Below are 21,114 nucleotides of genomic sequence, written 5' to 3'. Positions count from 1 at the left end.
CAACGACAGACCGCGTGCACGGCTGCCCGCGGGCACGCGATGCGGCGGTCTGCTCGACACGGGCCACGGCGCTCCCAATGCCGATTACTCGTACCGGATGTCCGCGTCATAACTGCTGCCACCCACCTTGCCGTCCTTGCCCAGGCTGATCAGGTCGTACGGCTGGCCCTCGCCCGGCACGCGGTACTCCAGTGCATGACCCCACGGGTCATTGAGGTCGGCCGGCTTGGCGTACGGGCCGAGCCAACCCGCGCTGCCGCCGGGCTGGGTGACCAGATCATCCAGTTTGGCCGGCAGCTTGCCGGTATCGAGCTGGTAGTTGTCGATCTTGCCGGCCATGGTCTGCACCTGCGCCTTGGCGATGTTGGCCTTGCCACGATCGGCACCGCCGAGCACGCGGCTGCCGACCAGGGTCAGCACCGCCCCGATCAACACGATCACGATGATGATTTCCAACAGGCTCATGCCGGACTGGTGGCGCGCGGAAGAAAAGCGGGTCAGGCGACGGCGTTGCATATGGCAGGCTCCTTGCATCGAATCGTTGGGGTATTCACCAGCGGCCGGTCAGCCGATGGCATTGGTCAGGTCGTACAACGGCACCAGCACGGCCACGATCACCAGGCCGACCACCGAGGCCAGCACCAGGGTGATCACCGGCACCAGCGCCGACAGCAGCCGGTCGATCGCGCGCGCGCTTTCCTGTTCGAACGTATCGGCGGTCTTGAGCAGCATCGTATCCAGCGCGCCGGATTCCTCGCCGACCTGGATCATCTGCAGCGCCAGGCGCGGGAAACGCTTGCCACGCGCCAACGACGCCGACAGGCCGTTGCCGTTCTTGACCTCGTCACTGGCGGCATCGACATCGGCGGCCAGCGCGCGGTTGCTCAGCACGTTGCGCGCGATGCCCAGGCCGGACAGCAGCGGCACGCCGTTGCGCAGCAACGTGCCCAGGGTACGGGCCAGGCGCGCGGTTTCCAGCTTGGCCAGCAGCGGGCCGATGCCGTTGCGCTGCAGCAGCCAGCCGTCCACGGCCAGGCGCGTGGCCGGTTGCCGCAGCCGCCGCTCCACCACCAGCGCGATCACCGCAGGCACCACGATCATGATGATCCAGCCTTCGCGCACGACCAGGCCGGCAGTGAGCACCCACTGGGTGAACCACGGCAACGCGACATCCAGGCTTTCGTACATCAGCGCGAACTGGGGCACCACGTAGCCCAGCAGGAACAGCAGCGCACCGCCGACCACCGCCAGCAGGATCGCCGGGTAGATCAGCGCATTGATGACGCGGCCTTTCAGTTCAGCACTGCGCTCGAGGTAATCCGCCAGCCGCTGCAGGGTGTCATGCAGGCTGCCACCGGCCTCACCGGCGCGCACCATGTTGATGTACAGCCGCGAGAACAGCCCGTGCTGGCGTTCCAGCGCGGTGGAGAGCGGCGCACCGCCGCGCACGATGTCGCGGATGTCGGTGACCACCCGGCGCGTGCGCTCGTCTTCGGGCAGTTCCAGCAGGATGCTGAGCGCACGGTCCAATGGCTGCCCGGCACCGAGAAGCGTCGCCAGTTGCTGGGTGAACTGCACCAGCCCGCCGCCGTCGAACGGTTTGCGGCGCAGCAGCGCCGCCCAGGACGACGCCCCCGCGACACCCTCGCTGGCCAGGCGCGCCTCCATCGGCATGTGGCCCTGGTCCTGCAGGCGCGCGGCAACCTCGGCTTCGCTGGCCGCTTCCATCTGGCCATCGAACAGTTCGCCATGCGCGTTGAGCGCCTTGTAGCGGTACTGGGCCATGCTCAGCCGCTCACCGGGTGCCGGCCGCGTGCGCGCATCAGGATTCCTCCGTCACGCGCAGTACTTCTTCCAGCGTGGTGTGGCCCTGCAGGGCTTTGGACAGGCCATCCTCATACATGGTGCGCATGCCGGTCGCGCGCGCGATCTGTTCGATCTCGCCCATCCCGGCGCGACGCATCACCGCGCTGCGCAGCGCATCGTTCATCACCAGGAACTCGACGATGGTGGTGCGGCCGAGATACCCGGTGGGCGCTATCGCCGAGGGCTGTGCGCGGTACAGGAAAATCTCCCCCTCCGGCTGCAGCCGGCGCAGGCCGAACTTGTCGATCTCTTCCGGCGAGGCACGGTAGCGCTGCGCATGCTGCGGCTCCAGCCGGCGCACCAGGCGCTGGGCGAGGATGCCGTTGATGGTGGAGGTCAGCAGATAATCTTCCACGCCCATGTCCAGCAGGCGGGTGATGCCACCGGCGGCGTTGTTGGTGTGCAGCGTGGAGAGCACCAGGTGGCCGGTGAGCGCGGACTGGATCGCGATGCGGGCCGTTTCCAGATCGCGCATTTCGCCGATCATGATGATGTCCGGATCCTGGCGCACGATGCTGCGCAGCGCATTGGCGAAATCCAGCCCGATCTGCGGTTTGGCCTGGATCTGGTTGATGCCTTCGATCTGGTACTCGACCGGGTCTTCGACAGTGATGATCTTGACGTCGGCGGTATTGAGCTGGCTCAGCGCGGTGTACAGCGTGGTGGTCTTGCCCGAGCCGGTGGGGCCGGTCACCAGCAGGATGCCATGCGGCTGCTCGAGCACCTTGCGGAACTGCGGCAGTAACGCTTCGGTGAAACCCAGCCGATGGAAATCGAACACCACCGTGTCGCGGTCGAGCAGGCGCATCACCACGCTTTCGCCATGCGCGGTGGGCACGCTGCTGACACGCAGATCGAGCTCCTTGCCCTGCACGCGCAGCATGATGCGGCCGTCCTGCGGCAGGCGGCGTTCGGCGATGTTGAGCCGCGCCATGATCTTGATGCGGCTGATCACCGCAGCGGTAAGATTGACCGGCGGGCTTTCTCCTTCAATCAGCACGCCATCCACGCGGTAACGCACTTTCAGGCGATTCTCGAACGGTTCGATATGGATATCCGAGGCGCGCAGTTCCACCGCCCGCTGGATGACGAGGTTGACCAGCCGGATCACCGGCGCTTCGGAGGCCAGATCGCGCAGGTGTTCGATGTCGTCGACCGCAGCGCCCTCCCCGTCGGCGGTCTCGATGATCGCGCCCATCGCGCTGCGGCCCTGGCCGAACCAGCGCTCGATCAGATCGTCGATCTCCGAGCGCAGGCCCACGTGCAGCCGCACCGGCAGGCCCACCGCCAACTGCACCGCATCGGCCGCATACGGGTCCTGCGGATCGGACAGCCACAGATCGAGCATGCCGTCCTGGAGTACCAGCGGACAGACATGGAATTGTTTGAGGAAACGCAGCGTCAGCGGCAAGCCATCGAGCAGCGTTTCGGGCGGTGCCTCCGGCACAGCCTTGGCATCGAGCAAAGGCAGGCCGAGCACCTCGGCACAGGTCTGTGCATGGTCGCGTTCGGAGACCAGCCCCAGCCGCACCAGCAGACCGAGCAGGCTGCCGCCGGACTCACGGTGCAGCGGACGCGCGCGGGCCAGGTCGCTGTCCTTGAGCCGACCTTTCTCCAGCAATACCCCGACGATGCGGGATTCTGCGGTGGCTTCTGCAGTGGGATCCTGGGCAACCGCGTTCAAGAACATTCTCCTGGCAACCGCTGCGACTTTAGCAGTTCACTGCGATCGTACGCGGGATTGCACGCGGTCCAGATGTAAAAACGGGAGCCCGTCACATGACGGACTCCCGTTGGGGTTTTACCGGTCTTACTGGTTGGCGAGGATGCTCACACCGCTGAACGCGGACTCACCGACCACCTTGATGTAATACGTGCCGGCCACCGGTGCAGTGAAGCGCACCGTTTCACTATTGCCCGGACGCGTGGACTTGGCATCGAACGCCGTCGCGGTCGGCTCCTTGCCCTGGCTCACATACACCGACACATTGCCGCTGCCACCGTAGGTGAGCAGGCTCAACACCTTGCCGGCCTGCGCCTCGAAGCTGTACAGCACTTCGCTGCCACCGGCGCCGCTCAGGCCGCCCACGGCCACTTTGTTGGTCAGCGGCGTGGCCACCGGGCCGCAGTTCTCGGTGCACTCTTCTTCCAGCGCCTTGTCCAGGGCGGCCTTGGCATCGACGATGCCGGTGCCGATCGGGGTGGCGGTCGGGATGGTGACCGGGAAGGCCCGTGCGGTCTGCTTGAGCAGGGCTTCCAGCGCTGCCGGGGTGAGTGGATCCTTGCCGGCCGCCGCGACCGCGCCCTGCACCAGCGCTGCCACCGCCGCGACATGCGGGGAGGCCATCGAGGTGCCGGCCATGCCCATGTAGCTGTAGGCGCCGGAGGTCGGCGTGGTCAGGCCGTTGTAACCGGACTGCCACACGTAGCCGCCCGGATTGCCGTCCACGCTGCCACCGCCGCCCGGGCCGGACAGGTCCACCACGGTGCCGAAGTTGGAGTAGTAGGCGATCCCACCGGTGATGCGGGTGGCGCCGACCGCCACCACGTTGGCGCAGCTGGCCGGCCGGAAATTGGACGCGTTGGAAGCCGAGTTGCCGGCGGCGACCACCACGGTGGTGCCGCGCGACACGGCACCATTGATCGCATCCTGGTACAGCGCATCACACGCGCCGCCGCCGCCCAGGCTCATGTTGATGACTTCGGCCGGATTGGCGTTGGCCGGGATGCCGGCCACCGTGCCACCGGAGGCCCAGGTGATCGCATCGGCGATGTCGGACAGGTAGCCACCGCACTTGCCCAGGACGCGGACCGGCAGCACGCGCGCCTTGTACGCAACGCCAGCCATGCCCACACCGTTGTTGGTCGACTCGGCGATCGTGCCTGCGACGTGGGTGCCGTGCCAGGAGCTGTCATCGGCCAGCGAGCCGGCATAGCACTCGTTGTCGTTCTCGACCCAATCACCGTAATCCAGCGCACCCGGCACGCGCTCGTCGGTCGGACGGCGCGAGGTTTCCGCATCGCTGATGAAGTCGTAACCGGCCAGCAGATTGCCGGAGAAGTCCGGATGCTGCGGCAGGATGCCGGTATCGAGCACCGCCACCACCACGCCTTCGCCCTGGGCGATGTCCCACGCCGCCGGCGCATTGATGCCGCCGGTGGCGCTGTTCAGATGCCACTGGTACTGCGCGTAGTACGGATCGTTCGGCACGAGCTGCGGGGTCGCGTCGCGCGGGCGCACATCGGTGCGCTGCAGCTTCACGTCCACTTCGGCGTACTGCACCGAGGGATCGGCCTTGATCTCGGCCAGCACCTTCTGCAGTTCGGCCGGGCTCAAGCGGCCCTGCAGGCGGATCAGATCGGCCCCGACACCGAGCTTGCGCACGATCTGCGGGTTCACGGCACTGGCACGGCCGGCGGCGGAGCCACCGACACTGGCGCGGGCGACCGCCGACTGCACGGCCGTCAGCTTGGCCGAACGATCCGTGGCCGCAGCGGTGCCGGCGCGGTACTTGACGATGATGCGCTCTGCGCCTTGGGCGGCAGCCGGCTGGCGCACCGGCTCCTTGGCCGGCAGGCCCGCTGCATAGGCGCTGGCGCCTGCGGACAACGACAGCACGGCGGCTGCCAGCACATTGATGCGAAGGTTCTGCTTACTGGTCACGTTGACGTCCTCTTCAAGGTCATGGATCAAACGACTGTTCAGGCCAACACTCCATGCGAGCTCCCTGGCCGGCCCTGGCCAGGGTTCCCGTGACCCGCCCCCTCAGGCCTTGCATTGCGTTGCAGCGGGGCCGCGCACGGCCCCGCGTTGGAACGGCTTACCAGCCAAAGCCGGCGCCCACGCCGACCGAGCTGTCATCACTGCTGAAGGCACCGCCCAGGGTCACCGTGGCGCGCTCGCTGAGGGCGCGCTGGTAGCCCAGCGAGAGCGCCGATTCGCCGCCCTGGAAGCCGACGCCGACACCGACGCGGTTCTGGGTACGCACACCGGCGGCACTGGTGGCCATGTTGAGCATGGCCGCGCTCATCGCGCCCTGGCGATCAATGCGACGGTCCTGGTGACGCAGGCGCTGATCGATCTCGCCCTTGTAGATGTCGAAGCTGTCGGCCATCGAGGTGAAGCGCTGGTCGGTGTAGCTGTTGGCGGTCGCGATGCCGCCATCCAGCTGGCCCTTGTTGACCGCATCGGTGGCCTGCGTACCGGCGGCGACGTTGGCGACCTGCCGCTCGTTGCCGGCACTGCCGACCGAGACCGTGTCGGCGCGGTCGGCGACCGAGCCCTGGCCCAGCGCGACCGAGTTGGCGGCTGACGCGGTGGCGCCCTGGCCGATCGCTGTGGCCGATGCGCCGCTGGCTACCGCACCGTCCCCCATCACCACCGCATTGACGGCGGCAGGTGCGGCAGTCGGCACGTTGATCGGCTGACTGCTGCCGACATTCGCAGCGGTCGGCGCCCCTTGCACGCTGGCGACGGCGGTGTCGCTGGCGGCAGTGACGACGCTGGCCTCCGGCGCAGCGCCGGTGTCCGGCTCTGCGCTGGTGTCCGCTGCCACCCTGGCGGTCGACAGCGACGCCGTGCGTGCACGCGCACTGCTGCTGCCGCCAGCAACCCGCTGATCGAGATCGCTGACCTTGCGGTCCAGCGCGCCAAGTGCATCGCCGACATTGCTGTACGTCGCGCCCTGGATTACATAGTTCGGCGCGACAAACACGCCCTGCATGCCGACGCTGGCACCGCCACCGAGGAAGGTGGCGACATCGGTGAGCGATTGGAACAACTGCCCACCGTTGATGGCCTGGCGGCTGCCGGACGCGATCGAGCCGCTGCCGACGTTGTCCAGCGTGGTGCCCTGCAGACCCGACAGGGTCAGCGTGTCGCGACTGCTGTCGTCATAGGTCAGCGCATTGGCGGTGACGTTCTCGACCGAGCCGATGCGGGTGTCGATGTCGCCCACCTGGGTTTCCACCGCGCCGACCCGCTGGTTGGTGGTGTTGAGCTGGCCGCCGGTTACGGCATCCGTGCTGCCCGCGGCGATGCGACCGGCACCGACATTGACGATGCGGCGCGTGGCCGGGCCGTCCGTGCCGTTGCCGCCACCGACCGACACCACATTGGTTTCCACCGCGCGCGAACCGGCACCCAGCGCCACCGCGTTGGCACCGGAGACACCTGCCGCCGAACCGATCGCGATGCTGTTGGCCCCGTTGCTGGCGAACGCACCGTTGCCGATCGCCACACCGTTGGTCGCATTGGTCGATGCCTGGCGGCCCAGCACGGTGCTGTTGGCACCGCGTGCCGAGGCATCGGCACCGACCGCCGTGGCCCCGGTCGCCGAGGCGACGGCCGCGGTCCCCAGCGCACTGCTGCGTGTCGCACTGGCGGTGGCACCGGAGCCGGCGGCAAGTGCGTCACTGCCGCTGGCCGTGGCGACACCGCTGCCGCTGGCCTGGAAGTGCTTGCCCACCGCATCGGCAGTGGCAGCGACCGAATCGAGCTGCGACTTGGTCACCGCGTCACTGCCATTGACCGCGTCACCGACATTGGTGATGCGGCGCGTGGCCGGGGCGGTGGTGCCGTTGCCGCCGCCGACCGAGACCACATTGGCCTCGCTGGTGCGGGCACCGGCGCCGAGCGCAACGCTGCCTGCGCCACTGGCCGACGAACCGGTACCGACCGCCGTGGCGTTCAGGCCGCTGTAGGCGTAGCTGTCCTGGCCGATGGCCGTCGCGCCCTGCGAGGTTGCCCACGCCAACTGCCCTACCGCGGTGGTGCGTGCGGCGGTGGCCCAGGCGTTGGAACCGGCCGCGACGCTGTTGTCGCCACTGGCCTGAGATGCGTAGCCGATCGCATTGGCGTAGCTGCCCGACGCGGCACTGCCCCAGCCCAGTGCGGAGGCGTAATCACCACTGGCCTCGGCCCCGTAGCCCAGCGCCGTGGTGCGGACGCCACTGGCCGCGCTGAAGGTACCGACGGCGGTGCTGTAGTCACTGCCAGCCTCGGCGCTGTAGCCGAAGGCCGAGGACTGCAATCCTGCGGCAGTCGCGCCGGCGCCGGTGGCGGTGCTGAAGCTGCCCTCGGCCTGTGCGCCGGCGCCCAGTGCCGTCGCACCCACACCACTGGCGCTGGTGGCCTGGTCGAGCAGCACGTTGCCGTTCTCATCCTCGTAGTACAGCGCCCCGCCGATCGCGGTGGCCGAATCCGCCGTGGCCGAAGCGTTGAAGCCCGATGCCGAGGCATTGCGACCGGAGGCAAGCGAACCGCTGCCATAGGCCGAGGCCCCGGTGCCGAACGCGTTGGCGGCCTCACCCGCGGCGGTGGCATACGCACCGTCGACATAGCTGCCGACGTCGTCGCCGTTACCGCTGCCCGACGCCTGGAAGAAGCGGCTGGTGGTTTCGGCGACATCGGCGACTGCATTGAGCTGATCGACATTGACCGCGTCGGTGCCTTCCGTACCCGCGGCGACGTTGGTGATCTGGCGTTGTGCGGTGGCCGTGCCGACGGAGACGGAATTGTCACGGTCGGCGACGGACCCGGCACCCAGTGCCACGCTGTTCACGCCTTCTGCGCTGGCGCTGGCGCCCAACGCGGTGGCACTGCCTGCATCGGCCCACGAGTTCCAGCCGATCGCGGTGGCGTAGTCATCGGTCGCCCAGGCGCCTGCACCGAAGGCCGATGCCCCCGTACCCGAGGCGCGCGACGGCAGCAGACCGAAGAAGGTCGTGCCACCGATCGCCACGCTCTCATCGCCGGTGGCTTCGGAGTACTCGCCGACCGCCACCGCACCCGAACCGGACGCAGTCGAGGCCGCACCGACCGCTACGGCGTAGGCATTGGAGGCCACCGCACCATAGCCCAGCGCCGACGAGAGCTGGCCGGTTGCTTCGCTGTAGCTGCCGAAGGCCGAGGCACCGGCTTCGGACGCGCTGGCGCGGAAGCCATTGGCGGTCGCCTGCTGGCCCTCTGCGGTGGCCTGGCTGCCGGTGGCCGTGGCGTAGGCGCCCGCGGCCTGCGCGCCTGCACCCGTGGCAGTGGCGCCGATATCGCTGGCGCTGGCGCCGTTACCGATGGCGACGCTGTCTTCGCCGGTGGCCTGCGCGTCGCTACCCAGTGCTGCGGCACCTTCGGCGCTTGCCAATGCGTTGAAGCCGACCGCGGTGGCATTGTCGGCGATGGCGGTGGCGCCACTGCCGAGCGCGCTGGCGCCATCGCCGATGGCGTTGGCGGCCTCACCGGCAGCCAGCGCGTTGTCGCCTTCCACATACGCACCGGCATCACTGTCTGCGCTGCCGCTGGCCTGGAAGTACTTGCTGGTGGCCTCGGCGGTGGCCGCCACCTCCTTCAGCTGCGCGACGTTGACCGCATCGGTGTCGTCAGTACCGGCACCGACGTTGGTGATCTGCCGGTCGATGGCCTGATGCACCACGCCCGCCGCATCGGTCCAGGCCTGTGCGGCGCCCACCGACACCGCATTGGCACGATCGGCCAGCGAACCGGCGCCGAGCGCGACGCTGTTGTCGGCGTCCTTGGTGGTCCAGGAGTTGCTGCCGACCACGGTGGAATTCACCGCCTGCGCGTAGCTGTTGTAGCCCACCACGGTGGCACCATCTTCGGTCGCCCAGGCTTCACTGCCAATGGCAGTGGTCTGGATGCCCTGGGTCGCGCTGCCGGCATCTGCACCGGCCAGCGCATTGAAGCCCACGGCCACGCCATCCTCGGCGGTGGCGGCGTTGTTGCCCACGGCCACGCCGTACAACCCGGCGTTGGCCTGCACGCCAAAGGCGGCGCCAGCGATATCCGCACGCGTGCCCTGACCCACGGCGGTGGCAACATCGGCGGCCTGCGTATTGCTGCCCAGTGCGGTACCGAAGAAGCCCGCGTTGGCGTTGGCACCGAACGCACTGGCCTGCCAGCCGTCCGCCGTGGCGAAGTTGCCGATCGCGGTGGACTCGCGCCCCAGCGCCCAGGCGCCATACCCCACCGCCGTGGCGGCCAGACCGCTGGCCTCGGCGCCAGCACCGACCGCGACGGCACCAAAGCCCTGCGACAGCGAGCCGCCGCCGATGGCGACCGACGCCGCACCGGACGCCGCACTCAGATCGCCGATCGCCACCGCGCCAGCGGCGCTGCTGTTGGCATTGCTGCCGATCGCCACGGCGTTGTCTGCGGTGACCGTGGCATTGAAGCCCAGTGCCGTGGATTCGTTGGCGATCACGGTGCTGCCACTGCCAAGCGCGGTGGCACCGTTGCCGATGGCGTTGGCGGCCTCACCGGCGGCCAGCGCGTTGTCACCTTCCACATAGGCACCGGCATCGCTGTCGGCGCTGCCACTGGCCTGGAAATACTTGCTGGTCGTCGCCGCCGCATCGGCTACTGCATTCAACTGATTCACGTTCACCGCATCGGTGCCGTCCGTACCGGCAGCGACGTTGGTGATCTGGCGCTGCGCATCGGCACTGCCCACCGAGACGCTGTCGTCGCGGTCGGCGATCGAGTCGGCACCCAGCGCCACGCTGTTGGCGCCACTGGAAGTCGCTGCGTTGCCGAGTGCGGTGCTGTTCACGCCCGACGACCACGCCCCACCACCGACGGCCGTGGAGTAGTTGCCCGAGGCTTCGGTGGGCAGCAGGCCGAACAGCGCGCCACCGACGGCCACGCTGTTGGTGCCGCTGGCCAGGCTGCCCTGGCCGGTCGCGGTGCTGTACGCGCCGGAGGCTTCGGCATCGCCACCGAGTGCGACGCTGTTGGAGCCGGTCGCCTGCGCGAAGCTGCCCAACGCGGTCGCGTTGAAGGCGGAGGCCACCGCGTAACCGCCGATCGCGGTGGTGTAATTGGCAGTCGCTTCGGAAGCGAACCCGTACCCCGCGGAGAGCGTGCCGCTGACCACGCTTTCCGCGCCGACGGCCGTCGCACCCTCACCGCTGGCGCTGCTGAAGTAGCCCAGGGCCACCGACTCCTCACCGGCCGCGTCGGACAGTGCACCACCGGCCAGGCTGCCGGCGCCGGAGGCGACGCTGGCCGCACCCGTCGCGGTGCTCTGCTCGCCGGAAGCCAGACTCTCTGCACCAGTCGCCGTCGCGTACTCGGCGGTCGCCTGTGCGTTGGCGCCCGTTGCGCTTGCATTGGCAGCGCTGGCGACGGCGTTGAAGCCGACGGCACTGGCGTTGTCGGCCAAGGCGAAGGCGCCGCTGCCGATCGCCGATGCACCGGTGCCGGCTGCAAAGCTGCTCGAACCGACCGCGGTGGCGTAGTCGCCATCGGTCGCCGCGTTTGCACCGGCGGCCACACTCTCCTCGCCACCTGCGACGGCAACACCGTCACCGCTGGCCTGGAACCGGTCCGTCGCGGCGGTCAGCTGATCCAGATTGACGGCATCGCTGCCCTCGGTACCGGCGGCAACCTGGGTGATCTGGCGCTGCCGGCCATCGTTGCCGACCGAGACGGTGTAGGCACGGTCGGCGACCGAACCCGCGCCGAGCGCCACGGTATTGGATGCGCTGGCATTGCTGCCCGCACCGATACCGATCGCGCTTTCCCCGCCGGCGACCACGTTGGTGCCGATGGCGATGCTGTTGATGCTGTTGCCCAAGGCCTGGAAGCCGACGGCGACGCTGTTGTCGCCGTAGCCGAAGGCACCGCGGCCAAGCGCGGTGGAACTGCTGCCGCGTGCCCAGCTGTTGTAGCCGATCGAGGTGGACCCGGTACCGCTGGCCCACGCCGACTGACCCACTGCCGTGGCGTTGGCTTCGGTGGCCCACGCACTGGAACCGAAGGCGGTGGCGCCATCGGCAGTGGCCCACGCGTACGCGCCGGTTGCCGTGGTTTCTTCACCACTGGCGAAGGCGTTGTCGCCCTGCGCCACACTGTAATCGCCGGTGGCGCGTGCCTTGTAGCCACTGGCCAGGCTGTTGCTGCCAGTGGCCTGTGCGCCGCTACCGAACGCATTGCTGGTGGTGCCGGTAGCCTGTGCACCGGCACCGACCGCCACGCTGTCCGGCGCCGCGGTGGCACCGATCAGGATCGCATTGCCCTGGTCATCCACCAGCGGCTGGTTGTACTCGTCATACGCCTGGCCCAGGCCACCAATGGCCACGCTGCCGTTGCCGGTGGCGCTGCTGTTGCGGCCCAGCGCGACGGTGTCATCGCCGACCGCGGTCGCACCACCGCCGACCGCCGTTGCCCCGGCCCCCAGCGCATTGCTGGCTTCACCGGCCGCCAGCGCATCCTCGCCATCGGCGAATGCACCGACCGCACCGCTGGCCGCACCGTTCGCCTTGAACTGCGCCGAGGTCGCCGAGGCCGAGGTCGCAACCGCATCAAGCTGCGCCTTGTTGACCGCATCCGTGGCTTCGGTACCGGCCGCGACGCTGGTGATCTGACGTTCGTTGCCGACGTCACCTACCGAGACCGTGTTGTCCCGGGTGGCGGTGGAGTTGGCGCCGAGGGCGACGCTGTTCGCGCCGCGCGCAGTGCTGTAGAAGCCCACCGCCGTGCTCAGTTCACCGCTGGCCCAGGTCTCTGCGCCGAGTGCGGTGGCGCCCTCGCCCGGAGCGTAGGCAAAGTAGCCCACGGCCGTCGCTTCGGTGCCCGAGGCTTCGCTCAACGTACCGTTGGCCACGGCGTAATCGCCGCTGGCGATCGCACCGGCCCCCACCGCGGTGGCGGCTTCGCCACTGGCCTGGGTCTGCACGAAGAAGCCCAGGCCCGGCAGCAGATCCGCCGGCCCCCCGATGGCGGTACTGCTGTTGCCGGTCGCCACGCTCTGCGTACCGACCGCCGTGGAATAGTCGCCGGTGGCATTGGCCACCGCGCCGAACGCCGAGGCCTGTGCACCGGCGGCGTAAGCGCCCACACCATACGAGGACGATGCGAAGCCTGCGGCTTCCGCACTCGCGCCGACTGCGGTGCCGCCCACGCCAGCGCTGGTTGCGCCGGTATCGACCGGCACCCCGCCATTGGTGATCAGCGGGTTGCCGTCGGCATCCACCGCCGCCCCACCCACGGCCACGCTGCCCGGGCCATTGGCCTGCGCGTTGGTGCCGAAGGCTGCACTGTTCTGACCGGTGGCGCTGGCGTTGTAGCCGACGGCCGTCGCGTTCTGCGCAGTGACCGTGGCGCCGCTGCCGAGCGCGGTCGCGCCGTCGGCCAGCGCGTTGGATGCTTCACCGATCGCGGTCGCGTTGTCGCCTGCCGCAAGCGCACCGGCATCGCTGTCGCTGCTGCCGGTGGCCTGGAAGTACTTGTTCGTGTTGGCGGCGACCGCACCGACCTCATCGAGCTGTGCCTTGTTCACCGCATCGCTGTCTTCGGTGCCATCGGCAAGGTTGGTGATCTGGCGACGCAGGCCATTTTCCGCATTGCCGACCGACACCGTGTCGACCCGATCGGCGTACGAGCCGGCACCGAGTGCCACGCTACCCACCGCAACCGCCGCCGAATTCGCGCCGAGCGTCGCGCTGAAATCCGCGACCGCGACGCTGAACGCACCCACCGCCACCGAGGCTTCGCCTGCGCTGGCCGCACCGCGGCCGAGCGAGGTGCTGCCCGGCCCGATGGCCAGTGCACCGCCACCGATCGCGGTCGCACCGTCGGCGCTGGCTTCGGCCAGACCACCGATCGCCGTTGCTGCGCCGTTCTCGCTGGCGGCCACCGCCGATGCACCCAGGGCGACATCACCCAGACCAAACGCTGCGGCGCTCTGGCCGAGCGCGATGCTGGCATCACCGAAAGCCATGCTGCCCTGCCCGAACGAACTCGCCCCGAGGCCGACGGCCAAGGCCTCGCCGCCCACTGCGGTGGTCGCATTGCCGATGGCCTGGCTGCCGCGGCCCAGTGCCGTTGCGCCGTCGCCATCGGCGTTGGCACTGGCCCCAGCGGCCAGTGCACCCTCGCCATCGATCTTCGCCGCGTCGCTGTCGTTGCCGTCACCATCGGCCTTGAAATAGCGGGTCGCGCCTTCGGCAGCGACCGCAACCTTGTCCAGCTGCGCCTTGTTCACCGCATCCGTTGCCGTGGTCCCTGCGGCCACGTTGGTGACCTGCCGTTCCTTGCCTGCGTCACCCACCGAAACCGTGTTGGCACGGTTGGTCTTCGAGCCGGCGCCGAGCGCCACGCTGTTCGCCCCGGAGGCGGTGCTGTTGCTGCCGATCGCGACCGCATTCGTGCCCGATGCCGTGGCGTTGCCATCGACCACGCAGCTGTCGACGATGCCGCTGTTGAGCACCAGGCAGTTCGCATTCCCACCCACTTCCACCGACTGCGCGTGCGCTGTCAGCGTGGCGCCTGCCGTGCCCAATCCGAGCGTCAACGCGATGGCGGCCGAGAGCAGTGCGGTGTTGCGTCCGCCAGAGGTTCGGCGTTGATCGATGACGACACCCGAGGACTGGCTGCTGGCCAATTCCGAGGCGACGACCATCTGCCCCAGTGCTTTGTTCCAGACCTTGCGATAAATCCGATTCATCGATGCGGCTCCTGATTAGGCTGGTTTTAGGCAAAGCGACGCCAACGCCGGACCGCGTGGTCCAACGTCCCCTGGGGGCGTTTTTCGCTTGATTTACTGCGTTGTGCGCAATGGCTGGCAGATACCTACAGCGTGCTCGCCATCCATGCGGTTACTGTGGAACTGAACGCTGTCGAAATGAGGATGCAGTGTTAACGTACAGTTTCAATAACGTCAAGACTTTGACGTTGATTTTCATATGACCGTGTCGCGCGTCACAAAAACGCCGCGTTATTGCGCATTTTTGTTAGCTGCATGTGAGCAAACGATATAACGGATTTTCACGTTGTAACGCCGTGTAACTCATTGCTCCCGATCAGTTTGTGCCCCACACAAAAGAAAAACCGCCGGACAGGCCGGCGGTTTCTTCACGCGATTTTCACTGCATCGATTTTGATGCGGTGCGCAGTATCAGCCGCACCATACTCTTGCGTTGCGGAACATCCGCAGCCACGGTGAATCACCGTTCCAGTCATCCGGATGCCAGCTGTGGTTGATCGCACGCGGGGTACGCTCCGGGTGCGGCATCATGATCGTGGTGCGGCCATCGGTGGTGGTCAGGCCGGTGATGCCGTCGGGCGAGCCGTTCGGATTCAGCGGGTACTGGGTGGCCACGTTGCCATCGCCATCGATGTAACGCAGCGATACGCGCGCCGCGGCCTGATCGATTGCATTGGCGAACACCGCCTGGCCTTCGCCGTGCGCCACCGCGACCGGCAGGCGCGAGCCGGCCATGCCACGCAGCAGGATCGACGGCGATTCCACCACTTCCAGCAACGCGGTGCGCGCTTCGAACTGCTCGCTGCGGTTGCGGCGGAACTGCGGCCAGTGCTCGGCACCGGGGATGATGTCCTTCAGCTGGCTCATCATCTGGCAGCCGTTGCACACGCCCAAGGCGAAGCTGTCCTCGCGGGCGAAGAATGCGGCGAAGGCATCCCGCAGCGCGCTGCGCTCCAGCACCGAGGTGGCCCAACCGCGGCCGGCACCGAGCACGTCGCCGTAGCTGAAGCCGCCACAGGCCACCAGACCGGTGAAATCGGACAGTGCGACACGGCCTTCGATCAGGTCGCTCATATGCACGTCGAACGAACTGAAGCCAGCACGTTCGAAGACGTTCGCCATTTCGATCTGGCCGTTGACGCCCTGCTCGCGCAGCACCGCCACACGCGGACGCGCGCCGGTGTTGATGAAGGGCATCGCCACGTCTTCGCTGATATCGAAGGTCAGCTTGGGCTTCAGGCCCGGCGCGTTGAAGTTGCGCGCGATCGCACGCTCCTGGTCGGCGTTGTCCGGGTTGTCGCGCAGCTTCTGCATGGCGTGGGTGACCGACCACCAGGCATCGAACAGCGCTTCCCAGCGCCACTCGACCAGGCTTTCGCCCTGCAGCGAGACACGCACCACCGGGGCGGTGGTCGGACGCGCGATGCGCTGCGCGCATTCGGTCAGTGCATGACGCTCGACCAGATCAGCAAACGCGGCACGGTCTTCCTTGGCGATCTGCACCACCGCACCCAGCTCTTCATTGAACAGGCTGCGGAACGGATCATCGCCCCAGGCGTCCAGGGTGATATCCAGGCCCAGGCGCGAGGCGAAAGCCATTTCGCACAGCGCGGCAAACGCACCGCCATCGCTGCGGTCGTGATAGGCCAGCAGCAGGCCGGCCTGGCGCGCATCGCGGATCAGTTCGAAGAAGGCACGCAGGCGCTGTGCATCGTCCAGATCCGGCACGGCACCGGCGAAGGCCGGCAGTGCGGAATGGTCGGCGTGCACCTGGGCCAGGATCGAGCCGCCCAGGCGCTGTTTGCCCGCCCCCAGGCCGATCAGCCACAGCTCGCTGTCGGCGTCACGGTCCAGCAGCGGGGTCAGCTGGCCGGTCGCATCGGCAACCGGCGCGAACGCCGAGATCACCAGCGACACCGGCGACACCGACTTGTGCGCCTGGCCGTCGGCCTGCCACTGCGCCTGCATGGACAACGAGTCCTTGCCGACCGGAATGCTCAGGTCCAGCTGCGGGCACAGCTCCATGCCGACCGCACGCACCGCGTCATACAGCAGCGCGTCTTCACCGTGATGGCCAGCCGCGGCCATCCAGTTGGCCGACAGCTTCACCGTTTCCAGTGCATCCACCGGCGCCGCACACAGGTTGGTGATCGCTTCACCGACCGCCATGCGCGCCGACGCGGCCGCGTCCAGCAGCGCCAGCGGGGTGCGCTCGCCGATCGACATCGCTTCACCGGCGACGCTGTCGAACCCGGCCAAGGTGATGGCGACGTTGGCCAGCGGCAGCTGCCACGGGCCGATCATCTGTTCGCGCGCGGTCAGGCCACCGACGCTGCGGTCGCCGATGGTGACCAGGAAGTTCTTCGAGGCCACCGAGGGATGGGCCAGCACGCGCAGACCGGCCTCATGCAGGTCAAGCCCGGCGGTCTTCAGCGCCGGCCAGCGCGGTGCCGCCGGGTGCACGGTGTCGCGGTGCATCTTCGGCGCCTTGCCGAACAGCACGTCCATCGGCAGATCGATCGGGGCATCCGCCGGGGTATTGCCCACGGTGGCGCCGTACGCCACGACGAGCCGCTCTTCAGCGGTGGCGACACCAACGGCGGCGAACGGGCAACGTTCGCGCGCGCACAGCGCGGCGAACTCGGCCAGGCGTGCCTGCGGCACACCGAGCACGTAGCGTTCCTGCGATTCGTTGCACCACAACTGCATCGGCGACAGTGACGGGTCATCGGCGGGCACCTTGCCCAGATCGATCACACCGCCCACGCCGGAGTCATGCAGCAGCTCGGGAATCGCGTTGGACAGGCCACCGGCGCCCACGTCATGGAACCAGCGGATCGGGTTGTCCAGACCGAGCGCGACGCAGCGGTCGATCACTTCCTGGCAGCGACGCTCCATTTCCGGGTTGTCGCGCTGCACGCTGGCGAAATCGAGGTCTTCGGCGCTCTCACCGGAGGCCACCGAACTGGCGGCACCGCCGCCGAGACCGATCAGCATCGCCGGGCCACCCAGCACGATCACCGCATCGCCGGGCTGCAGGCGCAGCTTCTCGACCTGGTTCTGGTCGATCGCGCCGAGGCCACCGGCCAGCATGATCGGCTTGTCGTAGGCGCGGGTCAGGCCCTCGCCTTCGGGCAGTTCGAAGCTGCGGAAGTAGCCGAGCAGGTTCGGGCGGCCGAACTCGTTGTTGAACGCGGCGCCGCCGAGCGGGCCGTCCAGCATGATGTCCAGCGCCGGGGCCATGCGCGGGTTCAGCGCGCGCGGTGCCTCCCACGGCTGCGGCAGGGTCGGGATGCGCAGGTGCGAGACCGAGAAACCGGTCAGGCCGGCCTTGGGCTTGCCGCCGCGGCCGGTCGCGCCTTCATCGCGGATCTCACCGCCCGCACCGGTGGCCGCACCTGGGAACGGGGCGATCGCGGTCGGGTGGTTGTGTGTTTCCACCTTGATGCAGAACGCCGAATCGACCACGGCCTCGCTGCGGTACTGGCCGGTGGCCGGATCCGGGCGATAGCGCGCGGCCGGGAAGCCGGCCACCACCGCAGCGTTGTCGCTGTAGGCGCTCAACGTGTGCTGCGGGGTCTGCTGGTGGGTGTTCTTGATCATCCGGAACAGCGAGTGCGACTGGTCGGCACCGTCGATGGTCCAGCTGGCATTGAAGATCTTGTGGCGGCAGTGCTCGGAGTTGGCCTGCGCGAACATCATCAGTTCCACGTCCGACGGCTTGCGGCCCAACGCGCCGAAGCGCTGGCGCAGGTAGTCGATCTCGTCCTGGGCCATGGCCAGGCCGAGGCGGCTGTTGGCTGCCTCCAGATCTTCCAGGGCGATCCGTTCCAGCTCACCACGCGCCGGGGCGCTGAACAGCGCCTGCGCCTGGGCGGTCTCGGCCAGCACGGACTGGGTCATCGGGTCGTGCAGCGCGCGGATCACCGCTTCCTGTGCGGCCGCATCGGCCGGCCAGCCGGCCAGATCGATGCGCAGGCCACGTTCGACCCGGCGGATCGGTTGCCCGGCACCGCGGACCAGCTCGGTGGCCTTGCTCGACCACGGCGACAGCGTGCCCAACCGCGGCACCACGAAGCGCGATACCGCCCCGTCCTCACGCCCGGCCAGCGCCGGCTGCGCTTCCAGGATCCGGCTCAGGATCGCCGGGTCCGGGGCCGCATCGCCCTCGGTCTGGATGAAGTAGACATGCCAGGCACCGGTGATGCGCAGATCGGCGGCCAGGGACTGCAGGCGGGATTCAAGACGTTCGCGGCGGAACGGCGAAAGGGCGGATGTGCCCTCGAGGACCATCATGTCCGGGGAACCGTGGTTGGGAACGGGGCCCACTATTGTACCCAAGTCGGCCGCCCCGGCCCGGCCCGGGGGATCGGTCGGCCTGGGGCCGCGGACGACACCGTTCACACGCGAACCATCGACTGGTTCACGGATTGCATGTCGATTACATGACAACGTTATCACCACCTGGCCCAGCGCCAGGTGCCGTCCGTCCCCCACGTCGTTGCCGGCCTCTCTCACCGGCGCCCGGACCTGCTGCACGCATGCCGCCATCCCGGCGGCATGCGCACACCACCTGATCGGAGACCGACCATGCCAGACCCGATTGCGCGCCGTGCAGTGACATCGTTTTCCTCCCCCGCCCTGCTTCCGCGCCGACGGCGCTGGTTGCTGGCGCTGGCCTTGGCCGCCGCCGCCGGCACGCCCACACTGGTGCAGGCCGCGAACTGTACCGGGGCGCCCGAGTGGAATGGCGCGGCCATCTATCTGGCCGGCCAGACCCTGCAGAAAGGCGGCGTGCTGTACCGCGCCAACCAGGACATCTGGAACGCCCCCCCCGACCACCCGGCCGGTGCGCCCTACTACACCAACCTCGGTGCCTGCGATGGCAGCGGCAGCAACCAGCCGCCCAGCGTCGCGCTGACCTCGCCCGCCGCCGGGGCCAGCTTCACCGCCGGCAGCAGCATCACGGTCAGCGCCAATGCCAGCGATACCGACGGCAGCATCAGCAAGGTCGAGTTCTTCCGCGGCGGTACCTCGCTGGGCATCGACACCAGCGCGCCCTACAGCGTGGTCTGGAGCAATGCCTCGGCCGGCAGCCACACCTTCAAGGCGGTGGCGACCGACAACAACAACGCGGTGACCTCCTCGGCCACCGTCAATGTGACCGTCACCGCGGCCAGCAACGACACATCGCCCCCCAGCATCCCGGGCGGACTGGCTTCCCCGTCCAGGACCGCCACGACGGTGAACCTGGCCTGGAACGCGGCCACCGACAACAGCGGCGGCAGCGGTGTGGCCGGCTACGACGTGTACCGCAACGGCAGCCTGGTCGGTTCGCCCAGCGCCACCCAGTACACCGATGGCGGCCTTACCGCGAGCACGGCCTATACCTACACGGTGCGGGCACGCGACAACGCCGGCAATGCCTCGGCGCAGAGCGGCTCGATCAGCGTGACCACGGCCGCCGGTGGCGGCGGGGGTAGCACCAAGCGGGTGATCGGCTACTTCACCCAGTGGGGCATCTACGGCCGCAATTACCAGGTCAAGAACATCGACACCAGCGGCTCGGCGGCGAAGCTGACCCACATCAATTACGCCTTCGGCAACGTGCGCAACAACCGCTGCGAAGTGGGCGTGACCCAGGCCTCCGATTCGAACACCGGCGTGGGCGGCGATGCCTACGCCGATTACGGCAAGTCCTTCGCTGCCGGCGATAGCGTCAGCGGCACGGGCGACACCTGGGACCAGCCACTGCGGGGCAACTGGAACCAGCTCAAGCAGCTCAAAGCCAAACACCCGAACGTAAAAGTGCTGATCTCGCTGGGCGGCTGGACCTGGTCGCGCGGCTTCTCCAGCGCGGCGCAGCCGGCCAACCGGCAGGCGTTCGTGGCCTCATGCATCGATGCCTACATCAAAGGCAACCTGCCGGTGGCCGACGGTGCGGGCGGTGCGGGTGCGGCGCTCGGCGTGTTCGACGGCATCGACATCGACTGGGAGTATCCGGTGGCCTGCGGGCTGAGCTGCGGGACGCCGGCCGACAACGCCAACTTCACCGCGCTGCTGGCCGAATTCCGCCGCCAACTCGATGCAGTGCGGCCCGGCCTGCTGCTGACGGTGGCCGTCGGTGCCGGCGTGGACAAGGTGCGCGTGACCGATCCGGCCAGCTACCACCCGTACCTGGATTTCATCAACGTGATGACCTACGACTTCCACGGCGCGTGGGATCCGCAGACCAACCATCACTCGGCCCTGTTCGATTCACCGGCTGATCCCTCCACCGGCGACCAGAAGCTCTACAACAGCAACGATGCGATGGAAGCCTTCCTCAGCCGCGGGGTGCCGGCCAGCAAGTTGAACCTGGGCATCGGCTACTACGGGCGTGGCTGGACTGGCGTGGCCAGCGGCAACAACGGGCTCTACAAGAGCGCCAGCGGCGCGGCACCGGGCACCTACGAAGCCGGTATCGAAGATTGGAAGGTGCTCAAGAACCTCAACTGGCCGGTGTACACCGACAACATCGCCAAGGCCACGTGGATCTCCAACGGCACCACGTTCTGGAGTCTGGATACGCCGGCCATGATCACCGAGAAGATGGGCTATGTGAAAGCACAGGGCCTGGGCGGCGCATTCTTCTGGGAGTTCAGCGGCGATGATGCGCAGGGCACCCTGACCAAGGCGATCAGTGACGGCTTGAAGTGACACCGTCGCGCGGGGCACTGCCTCGCTGATCGAGCAGGCCGCTCCT

Annotated in this window: 7 protein-coding genes; 1 reads left to right on the top strand and 6 read right to left on the bottom strand. The window is 68.3% G+C overall.

The features are described 5' to 3' along the window. Nucleotides 1–84: 84 nt before the first annotated feature. From gspG to purL, 6 genes are all read right to left on the bottom strand, one after another. Nucleotides 85–516 carry a type II secretion system major pseudopilin GspG gene (gspG, locus tag BCL79_RS15365; protein WP_121042627.1) on the bottom strand — a complete coding sequence of 144 codons (432 nt, stop codon included), beginning with the start codon at nt 514–516 and terminating at the stop codon, nt 85–87. Between the two features lie 48 nt (nt 517–564). Next, complete coding sequence (gene xpsF / locus BCL79_RS15360; protein ID WP_121042625.1) at nt 565–1,785, bottom strand: type II secretion system protein XpsF; 1,221 nt, start codon at nt 1,783–1,785, stop codon at nt 565–567. A gap of 37 nt (nt 1,786–1,822) precedes the next feature. Next, the gene (gene gspE / locus BCL79_RS15355) at nt 1,823–3,550 is read right to left on the bottom strand and encodes a type II secretion system ATPase GspE (protein ID WP_183073799.1); all 1,728 of its coding nucleotides are present in this window, start codon (nt 3,548–3,550) and stop codon (nt 1,823–1,825) included. A 126-nt stretch (nt 3,551–3,676) separates the two neighbouring features. Further along, nucleotides 3,677–5,530: a S8 family peptidase gene (locus BCL79_RS15350; RefSeq protein ID WP_121042855.1), complete on the bottom strand. Its 1,854-nt coding sequence runs from the start codon at nt 5,528–5,530 to the stop codon at nt 3,677–3,679. A 157-nt stretch (nt 5,531–5,687) separates the two neighbouring features. Next, complete coding sequence (locus BCL79_RS15345; RefSeq protein WP_121042621.1) at nt 5,688–14,330, bottom strand: ESPR-type extended signal peptide-containing protein; 8,643 nt, start codon at nt 14,328–14,330, stop codon at nt 5,688–5,690. Nucleotides 14,331–14,780: 450 nt separating this feature from the next. Next, nucleotides 14,781–18,665, bottom strand: coding sequence for a phosphoribosylformylglycinamidine synthase (gene purL, locus BCL79_RS15340; protein WP_121042619.1), 3,885 nt, complete (start codon nt 18,663–18,665; stop codon nt 14,781–14,783). Between the two features lie 294 nt (nt 18,666–18,959). On the opposite strand from purL, the gene BCL79_RS15335 reads away from it, so the two are divergent. Further along, entirely contained in the window at nt 18,960–21,068 is a 2,109-nt protein-coding gene (locus tag BCL79_RS15335) for a glycosyl hydrolase family 18 protein (RefSeq protein WP_121042617.1), read from the top strand. The last annotated feature ends 46 nt before the right edge of the window (nt 21,069–21,114 follow it).

The sequence above is a fragment of the Stenotrophomonas rhizophila genome, from assembly GCF_003651185.1.
Lineage (GTDB): Bacteria > Pseudomonadota > Gammaproteobacteria > Xanthomonadales > Xanthomonadaceae > Stenotrophomonas > Stenotrophomonas maltophilia_Z.
Note: the sequence above shows the minus strand (reverse complement) of the source record. Positions and strands in the feature narration are given on the sequence as shown.

Coding starts and splice junctions, on each gene's coding strand:
- gspG (WP_121042627.1), bottom strand. CDS start 516: ATGCAACGCCGTCGCCTGACCCGCTTTTCTTCCGCGCGCCACCAGTCC.
- xpsF (WP_121042625.1), bottom strand. CDS start 1,785: ATGGCCCAGTACCGCTACAAGGCGCTCAACGCGCATGGCGAACTGTTC.
- BCL79_RS15345 (WP_121042621.1), bottom strand. CDS start 14,330: ATGAATCGGATTTATCGCAAGGTCTGGAACAAAGCACTGGGGCAGATG.
- purL (WP_121042619.1), bottom strand. CDS start 18,665: ATGATGGTCCTCGAGGGCACATCCGCCCTTTCGCCGTTCCGCCGCGAA.
- BCL79_RS15335 (WP_121042617.1), top strand. CDS start 18,960: ATGCCAGACCCGATTGCGCGCCGTGCAGTGACATCGTTTTCCTCCCCC.